Origin of the sequence: Roseobacter sp., from assembly GCF_024639605.1 — a bacterium.
GTDB lineage: Bacteria > Pseudomonadota > Alphaproteobacteria > Rhodobacterales > Rhodobacteraceae > Roseobacter.
Map to the genome: position 1 here is coordinate 1 of NZ_JAHEHZ010000068.1, position 19,559 is coordinate 19,559.

Consider the following 19,559-nt stretch of genomic DNA (forward strand, 5'->3'; position numbering starts at 1 on the left):
GAGCCTGCGCTGCGGGAGTTTGCACTCTTTGACGAAGATTTCCTGCTGGTGCGTCCGGCCTCCGAGGCGGAGACGCCGGTGCCGGGGGTCTCAAGCCTCAAGCAGATGCGTCTGCTGCTGCTCGAAGAGGGGCACTGCTTTCGCGAACAGGCGCTGTCCTTTTGCAGGATGAGCGGGTCAAAACCCCGTGAGCTTATGGAGGGCAGTTCGCTCTCCACGCTGGTGCAGATGGTCGGTGCGGGTATCGGTGTGACGCTGATCCCCGAAATGGCACTGCCGCTTGAAACGCGCTCTGCGGATGTTTCGGTCAGCCGCTTTCCGCCGCCAGGTCCTGCGCGGACCATCGGCATGGTCTGGCGCAGATCCGACCCTCTTGGCGAGCAGCTGTTGCAGATCGGTGAAATCATCAAATCTGTGGCGGCAGAAAAATGTAAGCATTTTCAGACGGCTGTATGATGGCTCGTTTCTCAGAGCGACCATCGGCCAGGCGGCCCCGGGACAGTTTACGCCCGGGTGTCCGCCGGCGTACTTTGCGGACAGGCACTGTCGTGTCGGTGAGATGCACCGCCCGGACCAACGACCGTCCGCAAGGGGGCTGCGCTACCGCATTAACCCTTGCAAAGACATCGCAGGGGCGCGCAACGTGCGTCCGTTTGTAACGCAGGCCCGGCACTGGCACTCAAAGATCGCTATGGGCGAAATTTGCAGAAAGTGTTAGCTCATACCCGTGCAGAGCCAAACCATACCATACACCCGCGATCTGGTGCTCATCGGGGGCGGTCATACCCATGCGCTGATCCTCAGACGCTGGGCCACAGACCCTCTGCCGGGGACGCGTGTTACGGTCATCAACCCCGATCCACGTGCGGCCTACTCCGGGATGCTTCCGGGGTTCATTGCGGGACATTATACCCGCGATGAGCTTGATATTGATCTGGTAAAGCTGGCACAGCATGCCGGCGCGCGGCTTGTGACGGGCAGGGCCTCCGGGATCGACCGTGTGAAGCATCTCGTTCAGATCCAGGGGCATCCGGCAGTGGGCTATGATGTGCTCTCGGTCGATGTCGGGATCACCAGCGAGATGCCTGACCTTGAAGGATTCTCCCGGCATGCAGTGCCTGCGAAACCACTGAGTGCCTTCGCCGGTGCCTGGTCACAGTTTGCGCAGGAGAGCGGCCCCGCAGAAGTGGCCGTGCTCGGGGGCGGGGTCGCAGGGGTGGAACTCGCGATGGCAATGATGCACCGGTTGCGCACATCCGGGCGTGAGGCTTCCGTCACCATCATTGAAAAAAACGTGGCGCTGAGCGCGCTGGGGGACAGTGCAGCTCGGCGCATCCGCGACACGCTGAACGCCCAGAGCATCCGCCTGATGGAACACTGCACAGCCACAGAAATTCACAGCGACCGCGTGGTGCTAGACAGCGGAGCGGTTGTTGCCGCAGGCTTCGTGACGGGAGCTGCCGGGGCGCGGCCCTGGGGCTGGCTGGCCCGCACCGGGCTCGCGGATGAGGCCGGATTTATCCCGGTCGACACCCGCCTGCGCAGTCGCGATCCGCTTATCTTTGCCGTTGGAGACTGCGCAGAAATGACAGCATCGCCGCGGCCAAAGGCGGGTGTTTTCGCCGTGCGCCAGGCGCCGGTACTGTTCCGCAACCTGCGTGCTGCGCTCTCGGAGACGGGCGGGATGAAACCCTACCGCCCGCAAAAGGACTATCTGAAACTGATCTCGCTGGGACGGAAATCTGCGTTGGCCGAACGCTTCGGGCAGGCATTCTCGGGCCCGGTTCTGTGGCGCTGGAAAGACCACATCGACCGAAAATTCATGGATCAGTTCGACCGGCTGACACCGCCGTCCTCTCCGGCTCTGCCCTGGCCGCGCGCCGGCGGCGCGGGTGCGAGTACGGGCGAACAGCCGGTTTGCGGGGGATGCGGGTCAAAAATCGGGCCGCGAACGTTGCAGAATGCGCTTGGCACCGGACAGTTGGGCGATGACGCCGCTGTGCTGCAGACCGGCAGTCAGCAGCAGGTGATCAGCACCGACCACCTGCGCGCCTTTGTCAGCGACCCGGTGGTCATGACGCGTATCGCCGCCGTGCACGCGCTGGGTGATATCTGGGCGATGGGGGCGGACCCGCAGGCGGCTCTGGCCTCGGTGATTCTGCCGCATCAGTCACCGGAACTGGCCGAACGCCAGCTGGCCGAAATCATGCAGGCAGCACAGGAGGTGATGCGGGCGGCCGGCGCTGAGATCACTGGCGGTCACAGCACGCTGGGGGCCGAGCTGACCATCGGTTTCACGGTCACCGGGCTGTGCACGCGGGATCCGGTGACGCTGGCCGGGGCCAGACCCGGCGACCGGCTGATCCTGACTAAGCCTCTGGGCAGCGGCGTCATCATGGCCGCCCACATGCAGGGACGGGCGGCAGGGGCCGACGTGATCGCAGCACAGGCTGAGATGATGAAACCTCAGGGCGGTGCGGCGCGCATCCTTGCCCGCGCCTCTGCGATGACAGATGTCACCGGCTTCGGGCTGGCGGGTCACCTGCGCAACATCTGCAAGGCATCCGGCACGGGCGCGCGGATCGATACCGCCAGGGTCCCGCTGATGGACGGCGCACTGACGCTGTCGGAAAAAGGCATCCGGTCGACGCTCTGGCCCGAGAACCGCGCGGGCTTTGACGATGTGCCGGATCATCCGCGCGCCGCACTTCTGTTTGATCCGCAGACTGCGGGGGGGCTGCTTGCCGCTGTCCCGGGCGATGCAGATGATCTCTGCGCGCAGCTGTCGGCAAAAGGATACGCCGCTGCCGTGATCGGTGAGATCACGGAAGAGGCCTTTCAGATCGTGACGGACTGAAGCCAACCGGCGATACGGTCGGCCAGCGCGTCCTGAGCATCAGGTGTCAGATCAGGGGTGTCAAAGCGCGCGGCAATCAGCTCTCTGAAGACACCGGCGGATTTCTCATAGGACGGGTCATAGTGATCGGCCGCCAGCGACCTGCAAAGCGCCACACGGTCGTCGCGGTCAATCAGATCGCTCCAGAGCTGCATCAGCTCCCTGCTGCGGTGCACACTCAGCGGAGAAAGCTTGTCTCTGAGCGCCGCCCCGTCCCTCAGGACGCTTTCATACGCCTGTGCGAGATAGCGCGCCCTGGCCTCGAGCGGTGCGGAAATTTCTATGACAGGCGCAGATTTCATCGCACTCCAAAGCGCGGGGGGCAGGGTAATGGCACCGATCTTACTGCTCTCGGCCTCCACGATCACCGGCTTTGAAGGGTCCAGCCGATCAAGCGCGGTGATCAGTCCGGTCTCAAAGCCCTTCTGCGTGGGCTGTGGCATATCAAGCCCGCCCAGGAGCGAGCCGCGATGCCGGGCCATGGCCTCAAGATCGATCACCTGGATCCCCAGTGCGCTGAGCCGCCCGAGGATTTCTGTTTTGGCAGTGCCGGTGTAGCCGCCGAGGCGCACCAGCCGGACGCCCAGATCTTCTTCATAGAGCGCTTTGACAACCAGCCGGCGGTAGGTTTTGTATCCCCCCGCGATCGTCTCGGCCGGCCAGCCGATTTCGCGCAGGATCCAGGCGAAAGCGCCCGACCGCTGCCCGCCGCGCCAGCAGTAAACAAGGGGCTTCCAGCCGCCTTCATACCCGGCCAGCGCCGTGTCGATGTGCGTCGCGGCATTGCGGAAAACCAGTGCCGCACCGGTCTTCCGCGCTTCAAAGGGCGATACCTGTTTGTAAAGCGTGCCGACACGCGCGCGCTCTGCATCGTCAAGTACCGGGAGATTGATGGCACCCGGCACATGGTCTTCGGCAAATTCCGACGGGCTGCGCACGTCAATAACCTGGTCAAAGCCAGCGTTGCGCAGATCAGTGAGAGAGGACGGCGAGAACATGTCGCCCCATACCGCACTTCCGCTCAGAGTTGAAAGACGAAGCTGCTCTGCCTGCACCGGTTTGCCGAGCGGTCAGGGCTTGTCCGTCATGCTTTCCGCGGCCTGTGCCGCCTTCAGAAGGCTGCGCTTCCAGTTGGTAATGTGGGTATATGTCAGGCCGTGGGATTTGAGATACTCAGCGCCCTCGCCCTCTTCTTTCGCTTTCTCAAAGTCTGCGAGGAGTTTCTTTTTTACCTCCGGTGACCAGCGCCGCTTTCTGCCGGTCTGATGCTGTGTTCCGGTGAACGCGTTTTTCAGGCTGTCGCCATAAATCTCGGCCAGCAGGCCTGGTTTTACATCCGGCTCGCGTTCTCTCAGGTAGCCTCTGAAATCGTCTTCGAAATCGCTGAACCGGTGCAGCAATTCATCCGCCGTGTCCTTGAACCGCTCAAGCGCAGGTTTGATCTTGTCTTCCCAGACTTCGTGAAATTCTTCCTGAAGCGTTGCTTCGATGTCTTTATCGACCTGCCCGATTTTCTTTTCGTGCTCTTTGCGGATTTCCAGCAGCTCCTGAACAGATTTCTTCATCGCTGCGTCCCCGGTGTCTGAAGCGCCTTTTCTCTTGGCCATAATGCATCTCCCTTCATTGCTTACTTTATTTCACAGAGCACCACATGCGTTGATCTGTGACAAGGTCGGCAGGCTCCGGAGATGCAATCTGCCGTGACCAAAAGCGCGCGCCACGGACCGGCAGACCGGCGGGCAGGGCATCCGGCCCGATCCGGTAAGGGGTGAAGTGAAGCTCAGTCCCGCGCGGGCAGTTCAGCAGGTGGGTTGCAGTCGCCCGGTCACGCGATAGGCCAGCAGACCGATCCATTCTTTAACGCCGGTATTCAGATCGTGCAGGTGGCCTGCCAGATCCCAGCGGAGATTTTCCAGCATCTTACCACCACGATAATCTACGGGCCAGGGTATCAGGTTGCGCCAGCCCGCCGCGCAGAAAGATCCGAGCGCCCGGGGCATGTGAAAGGCGCTGGTCACCAGCAGCCAGGGCCTCTCGCCCTGATCGGGCACAAGGGCCCTCGAAAAGGTGGCGTTCTCTGCTGTCGTCCGAGACCGGCCTTCGACCAGCAGCCGGTTTTCCGGCAACCCGAGACGGCGCAGGATATCAGGGCCGATCTCAAACGCACCTTCATCGACAGGGACCAGTGCCAGTTGCCCGCCGGAATAAAGCACAACCGCATCCGGGAACCGCCGGGCAAGTTCAATGGCCACAATCAGGCGTTCGCCCGCGTCATTTACCTGCGCCAGCCGACCGGTGTATGCGGGAGACAGATCTTCCATGCCGCCCAGAACGATGATGCCCGCGGGGCCGGTAACCTCCGGACTGAAGGGGTAGGTACGCTCAAGCGGATTCAGAACCAGATTGCCGACCGGAAATGCGCCCGAGACAAGGGCCGCACAGAGCCCGACCGTCAGCCACCGCCGTGCGCCGGCAACGCGATCGCGCCAGAGCAGAAGGAGGGGCACCGCAAAAAGCACAAGCAGCAGCGTTTCCGGCCGCAGAAAAAACCAGACCACCTTGCCGGTAATAAGAAAGAGCGTGTCCAACGTTGATACTTTTCGCAGATGACTGCGGATACCCGGGCGCCCGGAGATCCGCTTTTTGCCGTTCCAATGACTGCGTTCGCCTCTGGCTCAGACAGTGTCATTGCACAGGTCAGAAAGTGTCAGCCCCCGATCTGCTTGTCGTTGCATTCGCGTGCCATTTCCATCGCTTTCTTTGTGCCGCTGAGATCGACAGTGAAACCATAATCTTTCTCGGGAAAAACGGTCATAATGTACTGCTGCGCGAGATCTTCCGCGAACTGCGGGCTGTCGCTCAGGACGTAGCCGCCAGAGTAGCCTTTGGTGATATTGCCACGCATGCCGGTCGCAGTGCCAAGGTACATGTTATCGCCGATCAGAATGGCGACGGCTTCTTCCTCACCGGATTTCAGGCTGGTTTCGCCCTTGGTAAACACACCGAGATATCCGATGCCGCGGTCTTCGGTCAGTCCCATCTGAATGACGTTCTCAGCGCCGTCGACCGCCTCGATGAGACAGGATTTCTTTTCCTGATCGATATAGACTTTCCAGCCCTCGACTTCGCCGTACCTGAGGAAAGTGTCGGCACCGGCACTAAGCGACATGGCCGCCGAAATGACCGCTGCGGTTGCAGTGATGCGAATGAAGTTCATAGTGGTTATGCTCCTCTGCTGTATCCGGAAATGCCGGGCAAACTGCCGGCGGATATCAGTTTAGTCACCCCGCTTCGACTGGTCCACCAGCATCTTTCCACGCGGGAAATCCGCCAACGTTTGAAACATTGGTAAATCCCATATCGATCAGCGTTTTACCGCTGAGAGCCGCCTGTCCGCCAGCGCCGCAGATCAGCACGATCTCGGCATCTTTTTTCAGGGCGGGATTGTGCATTTGGTGGGTGTCGTCAGCTCTGAACTCGATCATACCGCGGGCAATCCGCTCGGCACCGGCAATCGTGCCGGAGGCCGCAATATCGGCACTGTCCCTGACATCGACAAAGAGCGTGCCACCGGATTTGTGTTTGGCAATGCCCTCTTCGGCGGAAATTTTCGGCACGACGGCGTTGGCTTCTTCGAGATAGTCTGCGGCGGTTTTCATAAGGCAACCCTTTTTATCTGATACATGGTGTTCCCGGGCCTCCCTGGCCGCGGATGCCGGCCGGAGTTTGTGCCGGCGGCGGTGATGAGCTTCTCAGGATTTCCCGGCGCTGTACAGGGGAACCCGGCCGGCATCAGTCTGCGGTCGATACGATACTTCCGGGAACAAAAGCCAGTATCAGAAGGCTTCTTTACTGACCCCGCACCGGTGCCGAACATGCGATTGACGCAAACACAGCCATCGTAATTGCACGGCCCGCTTGTGACGGGTACGACGCGCAAATTGCCCTCAGCGCGTCGCGAACAGAGATCCGAAACCGTCGCATAACTGACGCAAACCGGAAATAAGAAAGGGGTTATGGTCGCGTCTTGATAATCCGCGGATCAGGTGTATCGTCGCATCGTCGAACAATCGGCGCGGGTCCCAGGATACTGCGCTTCAGGACAAAGCACCAGAAAAGGTGCAAGGGAGGAAAAATGCAAAAATCCATACTCGGCGCTCTCGCCGTTTCCACAGTGCTGTCGCCGGTCGCGGCGATGGCGGAGACCGAAATTCAGTTCTGGCACGCCTTCACCGGGCGGCTGGGAGAGCTGGTTGCGGCACAGGTGGACGCGTTCAACGCGGGCCAGAGCGACTATACCGTTGTGCAAAGCCACAAGGGCAACTACTCCGAAACGCTGAACGCCGGCATCGCGGCTTTCCGGGCGGGCGAACAGCCGCATATTCTGATGGTTTTTGAGGTCGGCACGGCGACAATGATGTCGGCCAGGGGGGCCACGCGTCCTGTCTATGAAGTCATGGCGCAAAGTGGCGCAGAGTTCGACCCGGACGCCTATATCGGGTCGGTGAAAGGCTACTACACCACCACCGAGGGCGACATGCTGTCCCTGCCTTTCAACTCCTCAACCCCTGTTTTGTGGGTGAACCGCGATGCCTTTGAAGCGGCAGGCGTTGATCCCGACACCGACCTGTCGACCTGGCAGAACGTTGGCGAAACGCTTGACGCGCTGAAAGCCGGCGGCTCTGAGTGCCCGCTGGTCACCGCCTGGCAAAGCTGGATCCATCTGGAGAACCTGTCGGCCTATCATGACGTGCCCTTTGCCAGCCAGGACAACGGGTTTGCCGGTCTCGATACGGAGTTGATGCTGAACGGCGAGGCACAGGTCGCCCACCTGACCGCGATGGGCGAATGGGCCCGGGACGGCAAATTCATCTACACCGGCCGTCGCAATGAAGGTGGTGCAAACTTCCGCTCCGGCGAATGCGCGCTCTTTACAGAAAGCTCTGCCGGCTATGCCGGGATCAAAGCCGAAGCGGAGTTTGATTTCGACGTCCGGCCTCTGCCCTACTGGGTAGGCGTCGGAAATGCGCCGCAGAATACGATCATCGGTGGTGCATCGCTCTGGGTAATGGAAGGCCATGAAGAAGAAGAATACGCCGGCGTAGGTGAATTTCTCGCATATCTGTCATCAACCGATGTGCAGGCACAGTGGCATCAGGACACCGGCTATCTGCCGATCACGACAGCCGCCGGCGAGGCGACACGCGAGGCCGGGTTCTATGACGAAAACCCCGGTACCGATATCGCCGTGATCCAGATGACCGCCAAAGAGCCCACCGCCAACTCCAAGGGTCTGCGTCTGGGGTCCTTTGACCAGATCCGTGGCATCATTGACGAAGAGCTCGAGGCAATCTGGGCCGGTGACAAATCCGCTCAGGAAGCGATGGACAGCGCTAAAGAACGCGGCGACGCGCTGTTGCGCCGGTTCGAATCCGCTAACTGATAAAACACCGGACAGGGCGGGCCTGAAGGTCTGCCCTGTCTGCAGGGGGGATCAATGGAAAAAAGGGTCAGGTTTCGCGGCTGGTTGCTGCCGCTGCTGCTGATTGCGCCGCAGGTGGTGATCTCGGCTGTGTTCTTTTTCTATCCCGCGGGCCAGGCGATCTGGCAATCGCTCTTTATCCCGGACCCCTTCGGCCTCTCGATGCAATACGTCGGTCTGGGAAATTTTGAGTTCCTGCTCTCTGATCCCTTCTACCGCGCATCCTTTGTGACCACGGCGGTTTTTTCGGTCCTCGTGACGCTCTGCTCTATGTTGCCTGCGCTGTTTCTTGCAGTCATCGCCGACCGCCTGATCAAAGGGTCCGGCGTTTACCGGACATTGCTGATCTGGCCCTATGCCGTGGCACCCGCGATTGCGGGTGTGCTGTGGCTCTTTATGTTCAACACCCGGGTCGGGGTAGTCTCGTGGTATCTGGGGCATCTGGGTTACGACTGGAACCACGTTTTGAATGGCGGTGAAGCGATGGGGCTTGTGGTTGTGGCCTCCGCCTGGGGGCGGATCAGCTATAACTTCCTGTTTTTCTTTGCGGCCCTTCAGGCCGTGCCGAAATCGGTGATCGAGGCCGCGGCCATCGATGGCGCGCATTTCTGGCTGCGGTTCCGGACCATTGTGCTGCCGCTTCTGTCGCCCACAACCTTCTTTCTGCTCGTCGTCAACATCGTCTATTCTTTCTTTGAGACCTTCGGCGTGATCCACACGATCACCGGCGGCGGCCCGCAACAGACGACCACGATCCTGGTCTACAAAGTCTATTCCGACGGATTCGTGAGCCAGGATCTTGGCTCGTCTGCGGCACAATCGGTGATCCTGCTGATCGTTGTCGGATTGCTGACCGTGCTGCAGTTTAAATTCATCGAAAAGCGGGTGCATTACTGATGGCGCGCGAAGTCCACGGCATGGTCGAAAAGCGGGGATCGGGCCTCTGGCTCACGCATGTCTTCATGATCCTCGGTGTGCTGGTGATCTTTTTTCCGATCTGGCTGGCTTTCGTTGCCTCCACGGTCACCCAGGCCGATATCATCCGCCCGCCCATGCCCGTCTGGCCTGGCGATCAGCTCTGGATCAACTATAAAAACGCGTTCTTTTCCGGCATCAACGTGCCCGTCGGGACGATGTTGTTCAACAGTCTCGTAATGGCGATCGGGATTGCGGTGGGTAAAATAATCATCTCGCTGCTCTCCGCATTTGCGATCGTCTATTTTAAATTTCCGGGTCGGAACCTGTTCTTCTGGCTGATCTTCCTGACCCTGATGCTTCCCGTAGAGGTGCGGATCGTGCCCACATATGAGGTCGTGGCGGGTTTCGGGATGCTGAACTCCTATTCGGGGCTGATCTTCCCGCTGATTGCCTCTGCCACGGCGACGTTCCTTTTCCGCCAGTTCTTTCTGACCATCCCGGATGAGCTGGCCGAGGCCGCCCGCGTGGACGGCGCACGCCCCATGCGGTTCTTCTGGGACATCGTTGTGCCGATGAGCCGCACCAATATCGCCGCCCTTTTTGTGATCCTCTTTATCTATGGCTGGAACCAGTATCTGTGGCCGCTGCTGATCACCACCGACCCCGAAATGAACACCATCGTCATGGGCATCAAACAGATGTTTCCCACCGGCGATGATTTTGCCCACTGGCCGACGATTATGGCGACCTCGATCCTTGCGATGATCCCGCCGGTGATCGTTGTCGTGGGCATGCAACGGCTGTTTATCCGCGGCCTTGTAGACAGCGAGAAATAACACATGGCGACGGTTTCCCTGCAGGACATCAAGAAAAGCTTTGGCCCCACGGATGTGATCCATGGCATCAGCACCGATATCGCCGACGGCGAATTCATTGTCATTGTCGGGCCGTCGGGGTGCGGGAAATCCACGCTTCTCCGCATGGTCGCGGGGCTTGAGACGGTCACGGCGGGCGATGTCATGATCGGCGGCGCGCGGGCCAATGACAAAGAACCGATGGACCGCGACATCGCAATGGTGTTCCAGAACTACGCGCTTTATCCGCATATGTCCGTGCGCCAGAACATGGGCTACGGGCTGAAAATTGCAGGTCTGCCTAAAGACGAGATTACGGCCAAGGTGCTCAGGGCGGCACAGATGCTGCAACTTGAACCTCTGCTGGACCGCAAACCCAGAGAACTCTCCGGCGGACAGCGCCAGCGCGTTGCCATGGGGCGCGCCATCGTGCGGGAGCCTGCCGTTTTCCTCTTCGATGAGCCTTTGTCGAACCTTGACGCCAAGCTGCGGGTGCAGATGCGTCTGGAGATCAAGGAGCTGCAGTCCGAACTGGGCATCACGGCGCTTTACGTGACCCACGACCAGGTCGAGGCGATGACGATGGCTGACCGGATGATCGTCATGAACGCTGGCATTGCCGAGCAGATCGGTACCCCGCTCGAAGTTTATGAGACCCCGCGCACGCTTTTTGCCGCGCAGTTCATCGGCAGCCCGGCGATGAACATTCTGGATGCTCAGATAAAAGACGGCTACGTGATGCTGGGAAGTGAGCGCATCGTCGAGGCCGGCGGGCCCGACGGGCCTGTGAAATTTGGCATCCGACCGGAACATCTGATCGCCGGAGACACCGGCCCCATCCGGGTGAACGCGAAAATGGCCGAACCGCTGGGTGCCAACACTTTGCTGCATTGTGAACTGGCCGGGACAAACGAAAGTTTCACCGCCAGCCTGCCGGGCGTTCATACCCTGAACCGCGCGGATTCCGCCCTGCGGTTTTCGATCCAGCCGGGTAAATCGCATCTCTTTGACGTGGGCACGGGCCTGCGCCGCACAAAGTAAGCAGCGGGCCGGGCGGCGAAATCATCCCTCACTCTGCGTCCGGGCAGGTCAGAGACCTGCCGGCTGCCCGGGGCAGAAACCGGTAGCCCGGGCTCTGAGCAGCTTTCACTGTCGCGGAACACAGGCAGATAACTTTCGAGGCCCGTCACGAAATACCTGACACCCCTCGTCATGGCCGCGCTCCTCGCGGGCTGCGCAATTCATGATCCGGCTGATGTTGCAGGCAAACTCATCCCGGAATTCGACCAGGGTGAGCGGCTGATGATCGCCTGTCAGAAGAATGGATCCGGATGCCCCGGATATGAGACCTTTAAACAGAAGTGGGGGCGGGAGGTCGATTATCTCACCACTTTCGAAGCGGCACTGGCGACCCACAAGGCCCGGATCGCACGCGGATACAGCGTATAGCGCGCCATCCGGTTTCTTCCGATCCGTGGTTACAGAACGGCAGGGGGCAGGGGGCAGGGGCGGGTACCAGAGATCACAAGACACATTGCAGCGTAAAAGGGCGGTCAGCCCGGTGCGTATTCATGTCTGGCGTCGCGCACTGTGCGCCGTCCCTTTTCACAGCGGCAATATCGTCTGCCGTACTGTCATTAAAGTTGAAATCAGCCGTCCCCGTCACGCTGAGGGATATGGCACTGTCCGACACCGGGACCGCTGGTATCGGACCGGTGCGCGCCTCCGGGCGGCAGGCGGTACCGGCATTTCTGCGGCGTTGAAATAACCACCTTGTAAATCTGAATATTCCGGATAGCTTTTGACCTCTGGGAGGAAAACTACATGAAACTGATGAATACACTTCTGTCCGGCGCAGCTCTTGCCGCCGTTCTGACACTCGCCGGTCCGCTGGCAGCACAGGATTGCCCGCGCGGCGATCTGGACCAGCGTTTCTGCGACGTTGACGGCGACCTGATCGCGGACACGCCAACGGATCCGGCCGAACTGGTGGATCCCGACACGCTGATCTTTGCCTACACTCCGGTCGAAGACCCGGCGGTTTACAAAGAAGCCTGGTCCGATTTCCTTACGCACCTGGAGGCTGAAACCGGCAAGTCGGTTGTCTTCTTCCCCGTGCAGAACAACGCGGCGCAGATTGAAGCGATGCGGTCGGGCCGTCTGCATATCGCGGGCTTTAACACCGGATCTAACCCGCTGGCGGTGAACTGTGCGGGCTTTAACCCCTTTACGATCATGGCCTCCGAGGACGGCAATTTCGGCTATGAGATGGAAATCATCACCTATCCGGGCTCCGGCATCGAAAAGGTAGAGGACATCAAGGGCAAGCAACTGGCCTTTACCTCGCCTACATCGAATTCGGGTTTCAAAGCACCAAGTGCTATCCTGAAGGGTGATTTCGACATGCTGCCCGAGCGTGATTTTGAACCTGTCTATTCCGGCAAGCATGACAACTCGATCCTCGGCGTCGCCAACAAAGACTACATGGCCGCCTCGATTGCGAACTCGGTGAAAGCACGGATGCTGAGCCGGGATGTGATCACCGAAGACCAGGTCGTGACGATCTACAAATCGCAGACCTTCCCGACAACTGGTTTCGGAACGGCGCACAACCTCACACCTGAGCTGAAAGAGAAGATCAAAAACGCGTTCTTCAATTTCGAGTGGGAGGGTACAAGCCTGCAGGCAGAATTCGAGAAGTCGAATGAAGGCCAGTTCCTGCCGATGACCTACCAGGAATTCTGGGAAGTGATCCGCAAGATCGATGCGGCGAACGGCGTCAGCTATTCCTGCGAATAAACACTGATCTGGCGGGCCTCAGGGCCCGCCGTTTCCAAAAACAATAACCGGGGCGGGGGGAGCTTTCATGCTGCGTCTTGAGAAGCTGGTGAAAACCTACAAGACCGGGGATCAGGCGCTGAAGGCCGTTGATCTTGATGTACCCGAAGGCCAGGTGCTGGCGCTGATCGGGCCATCGGGTGCCGGTAAATCCACCCTTATCCGCTGCATCAACCGGCTGGTAGAGCCGACATCCGGCAAGGTGTACCTCGGTGATGTCGAACTCACGGGGCTGTCATCGGGTGCGCTGCGCCGCGAACGCCGCCGGATGGGGATGATCTTTCAGGAATATGCGCTGGTTGAGCGGCTGACCGTGATGGAGAATGTTCTCTCCGGTCGCCTCGGGTATGTTGGTTTCTGGCGCAGTTTCCTGCGCAGATTTCCGCAATCAGACGTGGATGAAGCATTTCGCCTGCTCGACCGGGTGGGGCTGGTGCATATGGCCGACAAACGCGCCGATGAGCTTTCCGGCGGTCAGCGCCAGCGGGTCGGCATCTGCCGTGCACTTATTCAGAACCCGGCGCTGTTGCTCGTCGATGAGCCTACGGCTTCGCTGGACCCGAAAACCTCGCGCCAGATCATGCGGCTGATCTGTGAGCTCTGCAAAGAGCGCGGGCTTGCCGCCATAATCAACATCCATGACGTTGCACTGGCTCAGATGTTCGTGCAGCGCGTGATCGGGCTGCGCCTTGGTGCCGTTGAATTCGACGGTCTGCCCGAAGAACTGACACCTGATGTTCTGACCACGATCTACGGCGAAGAAGACTGGGAGGCGACAATAGAGAAAGTCGATGACGAAAGCGAGGCCGCCGAATGAGCGAGCTGCAGACCCTCGTCGGCAAGCCCTGGAAAAAACCACCCTTTGTGCAGCGCACCTGGCTGCGCTGGGCGCTGCTGATCGGGTTTGTGGTGTATCTCCTGGCCGCTTTCATGACGATCGAGGTAAACTGGGCGCGGGTCTACGAGGGTCTTGAGCGCGGCAAACAGTTTGTGCTGGCCTTCACGAGCCCGGACTTTACCTCCCGCTCCGGCGATATATGGGAGGGCATGATCGAGAGCATCATCATGACCGTCGCCTCCTCGGTCGTTGGCATCGCCATATCCATTCCGATTGCCCTCGGGGCTGCGCGAAATATAGCGCCATTGCCCGTCTATCTGATCTGCCGTTCGATCATCGCGGTCAGCCGCGCGCTGCAGGAGATCATTGTGGCTATTCTGCTGGTGGCGATCTTCGGCTTCGGCCCTCTTGCGGGCTTCCTGACGCTGAGCTTTGCCACCATCGGCTTTTTGTCCAAACTGCTGGCCGAAGATATAGAAAGCATGGACCGTGTCCAGGCCGAGGCGATCAGGGCCTCAGGTGCAAAGTGGACGCAGTGGATTAACTACGGGGTGCAACCGCAGGTCATGCCGCGCCTGATCGGACTGTCGATCTATCGCCTCGACATCAATTTCCGCGAAAGTGCGATCCTTGGCCTGGTCGGTGCGGGCGGGATCGGCGCCACGCTCAACACGGCTTTTGACCGCTATGAATACGATACCGCGGCCGCAATCCTGCTGATGATTATCCTGATCGTCATGGCACTTGAGTACCTGTCGGGCATCATCCGCGAGAGGGTGCAGTAATGCCGGTTCAGGACCTGAAAGGCCGCCCGGTCTGGCAGAGGCGCTCGGGCAGCGAAAGTCTCGCACACTGGGTGATGTGGCTGATTGGCGTGGCGATCTTCGCATATTGCTGGCAGCAGATTTCCGCGGCGACCACCTGGTTTTTCGTCTGGGACGCGCCGCGCATCGCCGATGACATCTGGTCCCGCGCGACACCGCCCCGCTGGGAGTATATCACCCAGCTGGGCAAACCGATCTGGGACACGATCAACATCGCAACGCTGGGCACGATCATTGCCCTGATCCTGGCGGTGCCAGTGGCCTTTCTGGCGGCGCGCAACACGACGCCGTCGCGCTTCATAATACGGCCCGTTGCCCTGCTGATCATCGTCTCCACCCGTTCGATCAACTCGCTGATCTGGGCGCTGCTGCTGATCGCCATCATCGGCCCCGGTGTTTTTGCCGGGGTTATCGCAATTGCTATCCGCTCAATCGGGTTCTGCGCCAAGCTGCTTTACGAGGCCATTGAGGAGATCAATGAAACGCAGGTCGAGGCGATCACTGCCACCGGTGCCTCACGCTGGCAGGTCATGGCCTACGGCATCGTACCACAGATCCTGCCTGCCTTTGCCGGCATCGCTGTTTTCCGCTGGGACATTAACATCCGCGAAAGTACTGTGCTGGGGCTTGTAGGCGCAGGCGGTATCGGGTTGCAGCTTTCGTCTTCGCTCAATGTCCTTGCCTGGCCGCAGGTGTCGCTGATCCTGCTGGTGATCCTGGCGGCGGTCGTCATCTCGGAATGGGTCTCTGCCAAAGTGCGGGGCGCGATCATTTGAAGATGGAAGAGGCCTTCTCGGCGTATGAGCGGGTGCGTGCGCGCCTCCCGGACATAACGCGGGAAGGGGCCTGCCAGCGGCTGGCTGATCTGGATGCTATCGCGGATGACACGGACGTTTTTCTGCTCGACGCCTTTGGCGTGCTGAACATCGGCGAAACGGCCATTCCCGGTGTGCCGGAGCGTGTCGCGGGCCTGCAAAAGGCGGGCAAGCGCGTGATTGTCGTGTCCAATGCTGCCGGAAATCCGCACGCCGGCCTGATGCAGAAGTACCGGCGTCTCGGATATGATTTTGATCCGGACGATGTGATAACAAGCCGCAAAGCGACCCTCGCGGGGCTGGCTGGCATGCCCGGAATCCGGTGGGGTCTCATGGCCACGGAGAGCCTCGGTCGTGACGATCTGGAACATCTCGACATCACGTATCTGGCAGAGGATCCTACCGCTTACGACGCGGCCGAAGGCTTCATCCTGATGGGCAGCGCCGTCTGGACCGGGCAGCGCCAGGCGCTGCTGGAGGCCTCTCTTCTGAGAAATCCGCGTCCGGTCATTGTGGGCAATCCCGATATCGTGGCGCCCCGCGAAGTCGGCTTTTCTGTAGAGCCGGGAAATTTCGCGCATCAGCTTGCCGACGTCACCGGCGTGGAGCCGCGCTTTTTTGGCAAACCCTTCGGGAATGTTTTCGATCTGACATTTGCACGGCTGGGCCGCTTTGATCCGGCGCGCACCGTGATGGTGGGTGACAGCCTTCACACCGATATTCTGGGCGGGCAGGCCGCAGGCATTAAAACAGCACTGATCGCCGGATATGGTTTTTTCGCCGGTCATGAGGTTGAAGGTCCGATCAGAACGTCAGGCATCCGGCCGGATTATATCCTCGCGCGCCCCTGATGCCCTGGCGTTCAGAGGCTGAATTCTGTGACGCCACAGGCAGCGGGACACCGGACGGCTGTGGTCTCCGACAGAGCGGAGACCCGGTCGCCTCTTCCGCACAGTGCGGTGACAAGCCGGCCATCCTGCCCTGAGCGGCCCGGTGATGGTGTGTGATCAGCGGCAAAGAGCTTTTCTGCAAGCGGGGCAAATCGCTGGTAAAATGTTGACCGACTGCATCAGCGCGGCGTCTGACGAGGCTTCAGGCCATGAGCCTTGTGTGACAGCCCGGCCCGAAGGCGGAAAGGCATCGGGCAGATTTCCAGGGCCATGCCGCGCAACTCTGAAAAGTGTGATAGAGTAAATCGCGAATTCTGAATTCTGGCATTAAGCATTAACGCGGATTTTGCACCTGCAGGAGCGGAGGGAGACGGCCAGTGCCAAGACAACACGGATCGGCCCTGCGGGCCCTTCGCGCCAGGGAAAATGAAAGGTCTGCTGAAGAGATCGCTGTGACATTTGCGGGCCGGGGCTCTGATGAAATTGCAATCCTCGCATATAATGCTGACGCCAAAGCAGTCGCCCTTGATCGCGCAACGCTCCGGACTTTTCTCAGGGGCATCACTCTCCCTGCCAGCGATGACGCCGGTGCGATTACAGAAGCTTTGTCGCGCGTACAGATTTATGATGAATTTCTCGAAGGGGTGAAACACGCAGAGCATGACCCCGAACTGCTTTCAGCACTGGGCGAGGCCATATCCGCCGGCAACCCGTCAAATAAGCGCACGGATACGACATTACCTGCGGCATATACCTATCTTGGCCAGTTTATTGCCCACGACCTGGGGCGATTGTCAGTCGTTGAAAACCGCGGGACCATGAACCTCAGAACACCGGCGCTGGATCTGGACAGTGTTTTCGGACAGGTGGATGCACAGACACACGGCCTCGCCGGAACATCCGCAACTCACGGCCTTTTGTCGCTGGGCAACACAAGTGCCGCCCACGCCGATCTGCGGGATCATCCCCGGTCTCCGCAGGGCGAAGCGCAGATTGCCGATGCACGGAACGATCATAATCTTGCGGTTGCCCAGCTTGCGGTGGTTCTGACCCGGTTCTACTGGAAGATGCAGCAATACCACGGGGGCGACGATCAGGCGGCAAGGCGCGCAACCGTGCGTCATCTCCAGCATGTCGTTCTCTTTGACTATCTGCGGCTGGTGATTGATCCCGACACATATGACGATGTGATCGCCAACGGGCCGGCCTGCGTGACAGCCAACCCGTTCTTAGTATCCCGTGAGTTCTCCATGGCTTGCTTCAGAGTGGGACACAGCATGGTGCGTGACCGTTATCGTGACTGGAGCGAGAACTCTGCTGGTCTGACTGACCTTCTGGAACATGTATACAGTAACGGCGACGGCAAGCTTGAGGCCGTGCAGATCCGCGGCGCGACAGAACACCGTCTGAGACAGGACTGGGCGGTACACTGGAGCAGCATGATCAACCGACCGGGGATCGCGGATACTCCGGTTAATTTTGCGCATCGGGCGGGTGAACAACTCGCTGAGGCCCTTAAGGCACTGAGCGCGGATTCCGTCGATGAAGTGCTGGTACCCGGTGCGCCGGTCATGGCGGGCAACCCACCCGTCTTCAGTCTGGCTGTGCAGACACTGCTGCGGGGCGGGCAGGTCGGTTTACCGGATGCACAGTGTTTTCACGCGGCGCTCCGGGCTAAACTGAAAGGCGACTTTCCTGATATTCTGACAGGTGATCAGATCGCGGATGTGCACTCGCCGGAACTGAAGGCGTTCCTGACCGACGGAGCGGGTCAGATATTCAGAACCAGCACACCCTTATGGTTTTATTGTCTCCGGGAGACTGCTGTGTTTCAGGAAAAGTGCGGCAGCCTGTTCGGACCAGTGACCGGACGTGTTATCATGGAGACCGTCTACGCTGCGATCGCCGAAGATCCGGAAGGTATCCTGAACAGCCCGTCCTCCGGACCGAAGGATGCTCCGATCAGCGAGCTGAAGAACGGCAATAACAAGTTCGGTCTGGTTGAACTTATTGATTATGCGACAAAAATCTAGTTTTACGTCCAGAGGAGAATGAAAATGCCTTCAATTATCTGTAAATCCAAAGATCAGGGCCTGAGTGACAGAGCCAGGCTTCGGAAGGGTCTCGTTTTTCTGGGAAAAACATATTCAGAAAAACTCCAGACAACTAACGGTGCAGCCAAAGCTGTCGCTGCAACACTTGATACCTGCGTTCAGAGTAACGACCATGACCTCATGGTCAGGGTAAACCAGCTCGACACTGTCATCACCAGCGTCGCACAGGTCGGAAGCAGCGATAACATACAATGTGAGAATAACGGCACCAAAATACTCACAATCAACGTGGCCGAAGATGATGACGGCAATCAGAAAAAGATGACTGTTGTCGTCCCCGGGGATCTTTCTGATGTTTCTGATCCGCAGAACCTGTACACGGACACGGTTGCCGAAGACATCGATACCCTCTTCAGCAACGGCGCCGATGCTGATGTTGACGCTGCTGCACAGTACACGCTCGCCTCAATCTCATTCCGTCGCTGTCGCTGATACAGGTGCTTCAGGGGCCTGGTCAGGCTGTGTTGTCAGGTCCGGCCGGCTCAAAGCGAGCCTGTCTGTGAGACGGGCATCTGCGCACCTCTGTCCTGTCCTGATAACAAGGGCACCACCACTGTCCCGTGTCTGTTGACCCGCAGCTTCAGGTAAAAGCTGTCAGACCATTACGAAAATTGAAAGCTGCGTTGACCATGCTGACGGGACCAGCAGACTGATATTGCCGCATCCACCAACGAGGGATGCGGCCTGCTTTTACATGCTGCGCACCGGTTTTTACCCGTCAATCTGTGCACACGTTCGTTCGCGGTTCACGAGCGCATCGTCAAATCCCGCGATCATCTGTCCTCCCGCGGAAATCTGCGCGGTGAACACCAGGTCAAAGCTGTGCAAGGTTTCTTCTGAAAAACTGTTCTGAAAACCTGCTGTCACTAAAGCCTGCATCAATTTTTTTGCGCTCAAATGACATCGCAATCTGTCCATGGTCAGCAGGAATAAATCTGTAGGTGAGCATACTATCCTGAAAAATCCGCGCAGCAGCTGCAGAGCCCTTGGTGATAACATTCGCGATCCCGTGAATTTTTCCATCACCAGCGCTCAGGATACCGGTGATACCGGGTGGTTTGCCCGCGCCAGCCGCAGCCTGCGGAACGGG

20 protein-coding genes are annotated in these 19,559 nt (G+C 59.3%); 14 read left to right on the plus strand and 6 right to left on the minus strand.

Translation table 11 applies throughout. From position 1 onward, the window contains the following. Together Q0M35_RS10520 and selD are read left to right on the plus strand one after the other, a co-directional pair. A partial coding sequence (locus Q0M35_RS10520) for a LysR substrate-binding domain-containing protein (RefSeq protein ID WP_295314930.1) occupies positions 1–456 on the plus strand: 456 nt, incomplete at its 5' end. A gap of 271 nt (positions 457–727) precedes the next feature. Then, positions 728–2,857 (plus strand): selenide, water dikinase SelD, encoded by a 2,130-nt coding sequence (selD, locus tag Q0M35_RS10525; protein ID WP_295314932.1) that lies wholly within the window; start codon positions 728–730, stop codon positions 2,855–2,857. On the opposite strand, the gene mnmH is transcribed toward selD, so the two are convergent. The 5 genes from mnmH to Q0M35_RS10550 all read right to left on the minus strand — a co-directional run bounded on the left by mnmH (position 2,839) and on the right by Q0M35_RS10550 (position 6,555). Next, positions 2,839–3,894: a tRNA 2-selenouridine(34) synthase MnmH gene (gene mnmH, locus Q0M35_RS10530; protein ID WP_295314934.1), complete on the minus strand. Its 1,056-nt coding sequence runs from the start codon at positions 3,892–3,894 to the stop codon at positions 2,839–2,841. The two genes, selD and mnmH, sit on opposite strands and share 19 nt — an antisense overlap. 72 nt (positions 3,895–3,966) lie before the next feature. Continuing rightward, positions 3,967–4,503, minus strand: coding sequence for a hypothetical protein (locus Q0M35_RS10535; RefSeq protein WP_295314936.1), 537 nt, complete (start codon positions 4,501–4,503; stop codon positions 3,967–3,969). Between the two features lie 192 nt (positions 4,504–4,695). Beyond that, positions 4,696–5,484: a YdcF family protein gene (locus Q0M35_RS10540; RefSeq protein WP_295314938.1), complete on the minus strand. Its 789-nt coding sequence runs from the start codon at positions 5,482–5,484 to the stop codon at positions 4,696–4,698. Between the two features lie 119 nt (positions 5,485–5,603). After that, positions 5,604–6,113 carry a hypothetical protein gene (locus Q0M35_RS10545; protein ID WP_295314940.1) on the minus strand — a complete coding sequence of 170 codons (510 nt, stop codon included), beginning with the start codon at positions 6,111–6,113 and terminating at the stop codon, positions 5,604–5,606. Positions 6,114–6,177: 64 nt separating this feature from the next. Continuing rightward, positions 6,178–6,555, minus strand: coding sequence for a rhodanese-like domain-containing protein (locus Q0M35_RS10550; RefSeq protein ID WP_295314942.1), 378 nt, complete (start codon positions 6,553–6,555; stop codon positions 6,178–6,180). 476 nt (positions 6,556–7,031) lie between these two features. On the opposite strand from Q0M35_RS10550, the gene ugpB reads away from it, so the two are divergent. From ugpB to Q0M35_RS10610, 12 genes are all read left to right on the plus strand, one after another. After that, a complete protein-coding gene (ugpB, locus tag Q0M35_RS10555) occupies positions 7,032–8,339 on the plus strand; it encodes a sn-glycerol-3-phosphate ABC transporter substrate-binding protein UgpB (protein ID WP_295314944.1) in 1,308 nt (435 codons plus the stop codon). A 54-nt stretch (positions 8,340–8,393) separates the two neighbouring features. After that, positions 8,394–9,275, plus strand: a complete 882-nt coding sequence (ugpA, locus tag Q0M35_RS10560) for a sn-glycerol-3-phosphate ABC transporter permease UgpA (protein ID WP_295314946.1) — start codon at positions 8,394–8,396, stop codon at positions 9,273–9,275. A 20-nt stretch (positions 9,276–9,295) separates the two neighbouring features. Continuing rightward, positions 9,296–10,132 (plus strand): sn-glycerol-3-phosphate ABC transporter permease UgpE, encoded by an 837-nt coding sequence (gene ugpE, locus Q0M35_RS10565; protein WP_295314966.1) that lies wholly within the window; start codon positions 9,296–9,298, stop codon positions 10,130–10,132. Positions 10,133–10,135: 3 nt separating this feature from the next. Beyond that, positions 10,136–11,191, plus strand: a complete 1,056-nt coding sequence (gene ugpC, locus Q0M35_RS10570) for a sn-glycerol-3-phosphate ABC transporter ATP-binding protein UgpC (protein ID WP_295314948.1) — start codon at positions 10,136–10,138, stop codon at positions 11,189–11,191. Between the two features lie 171 nt (positions 11,192–11,362). Then, the gene (locus tag Q0M35_RS10575) at positions 11,363–11,599 is read left to right on the plus strand and encodes a hypothetical protein (RefSeq protein WP_295314950.1); all 237 of its coding nucleotides are present in this window, start codon (positions 11,363–11,365) and stop codon (positions 11,597–11,599) included. A gap of 375 nt (positions 11,600–11,974) precedes the next feature. Continuing rightward, positions 11,975–12,949 (plus strand): phosphate/phosphite/phosphonate ABC transporter substrate-binding protein, encoded by a 975-nt coding sequence (phnD, locus tag Q0M35_RS10580; protein ID WP_295314953.1) that lies wholly within the window; start codon positions 11,975–11,977, stop codon positions 12,947–12,949. Between the two features lie 67 nt (positions 12,950–13,016). Beyond that, positions 13,017–13,805 (plus strand): phosphonate ABC transporter ATP-binding protein, encoded by a 789-nt coding sequence (phnC, locus tag Q0M35_RS10585; RefSeq protein ID WP_295314955.1) that lies wholly within the window; start codon positions 13,017–13,019, stop codon positions 13,803–13,805. After that, positions 13,802–14,611, plus strand: a complete 810-nt coding sequence (phnE, locus tag Q0M35_RS10590; protein WP_295314957.1) for a phosphonate ABC transporter, permease protein PhnE — start codon at positions 13,802–13,804, stop codon at positions 14,609–14,611. Before phnC ends, phnE (Q0M35_RS10590) begins: the two co-directional genes overlap by 4 nt. Then, complete coding sequence (phnE, locus tag Q0M35_RS10595) at positions 14,611–15,426, plus strand: phosphonate ABC transporter, permease protein PhnE (RefSeq protein WP_295314959.1); 816 nt, start codon at positions 14,611–14,613, stop codon at positions 15,424–15,426. Before phnE (Q0M35_RS10590) ends, phnE (Q0M35_RS10595) begins: the two co-directional genes overlap by 1 nt. A 2-nt stretch (positions 15,427–15,428) precedes the next feature. Then, positions 15,429–16,316 (plus strand): HAD hydrolase-like protein, encoded by an 888-nt coding sequence (locus Q0M35_RS10600; RefSeq protein ID WP_295314968.1) that lies wholly within the window; start codon positions 15,429–15,431, stop codon positions 16,314–16,316. A gap of 491 nt (positions 16,317–16,807) precedes the next feature. Continuing rightward, on the plus strand, positions 16,808–18,388 hold the full coding sequence (locus Q0M35_RS10605; protein ID WP_295314961.1) for a peroxidase family protein: 1,581 nt from the start codon (positions 16,808–16,810) through the stop codon (positions 18,386–18,388). Positions 18,389–18,412: 24 nt separating this feature from the next. Then, positions 18,413–18,901, plus strand: a complete 489-nt coding sequence (locus Q0M35_RS10610; RefSeq protein WP_295314962.1) for a hypothetical protein — start codon at positions 18,413–18,415, stop codon at positions 18,899–18,901. A gap of 382 nt (positions 18,902–19,283) precedes the next feature. Here the strand turns inward: Q0M35_RS10610 and Q0M35_RS10615 are convergent. Further along, positions 19,284–19,559 (minus strand): hypothetical protein (locus tag Q0M35_RS10615; RefSeq protein WP_295314964.1); only part of this gene is annotated, 276 nt, incomplete at its 5' end.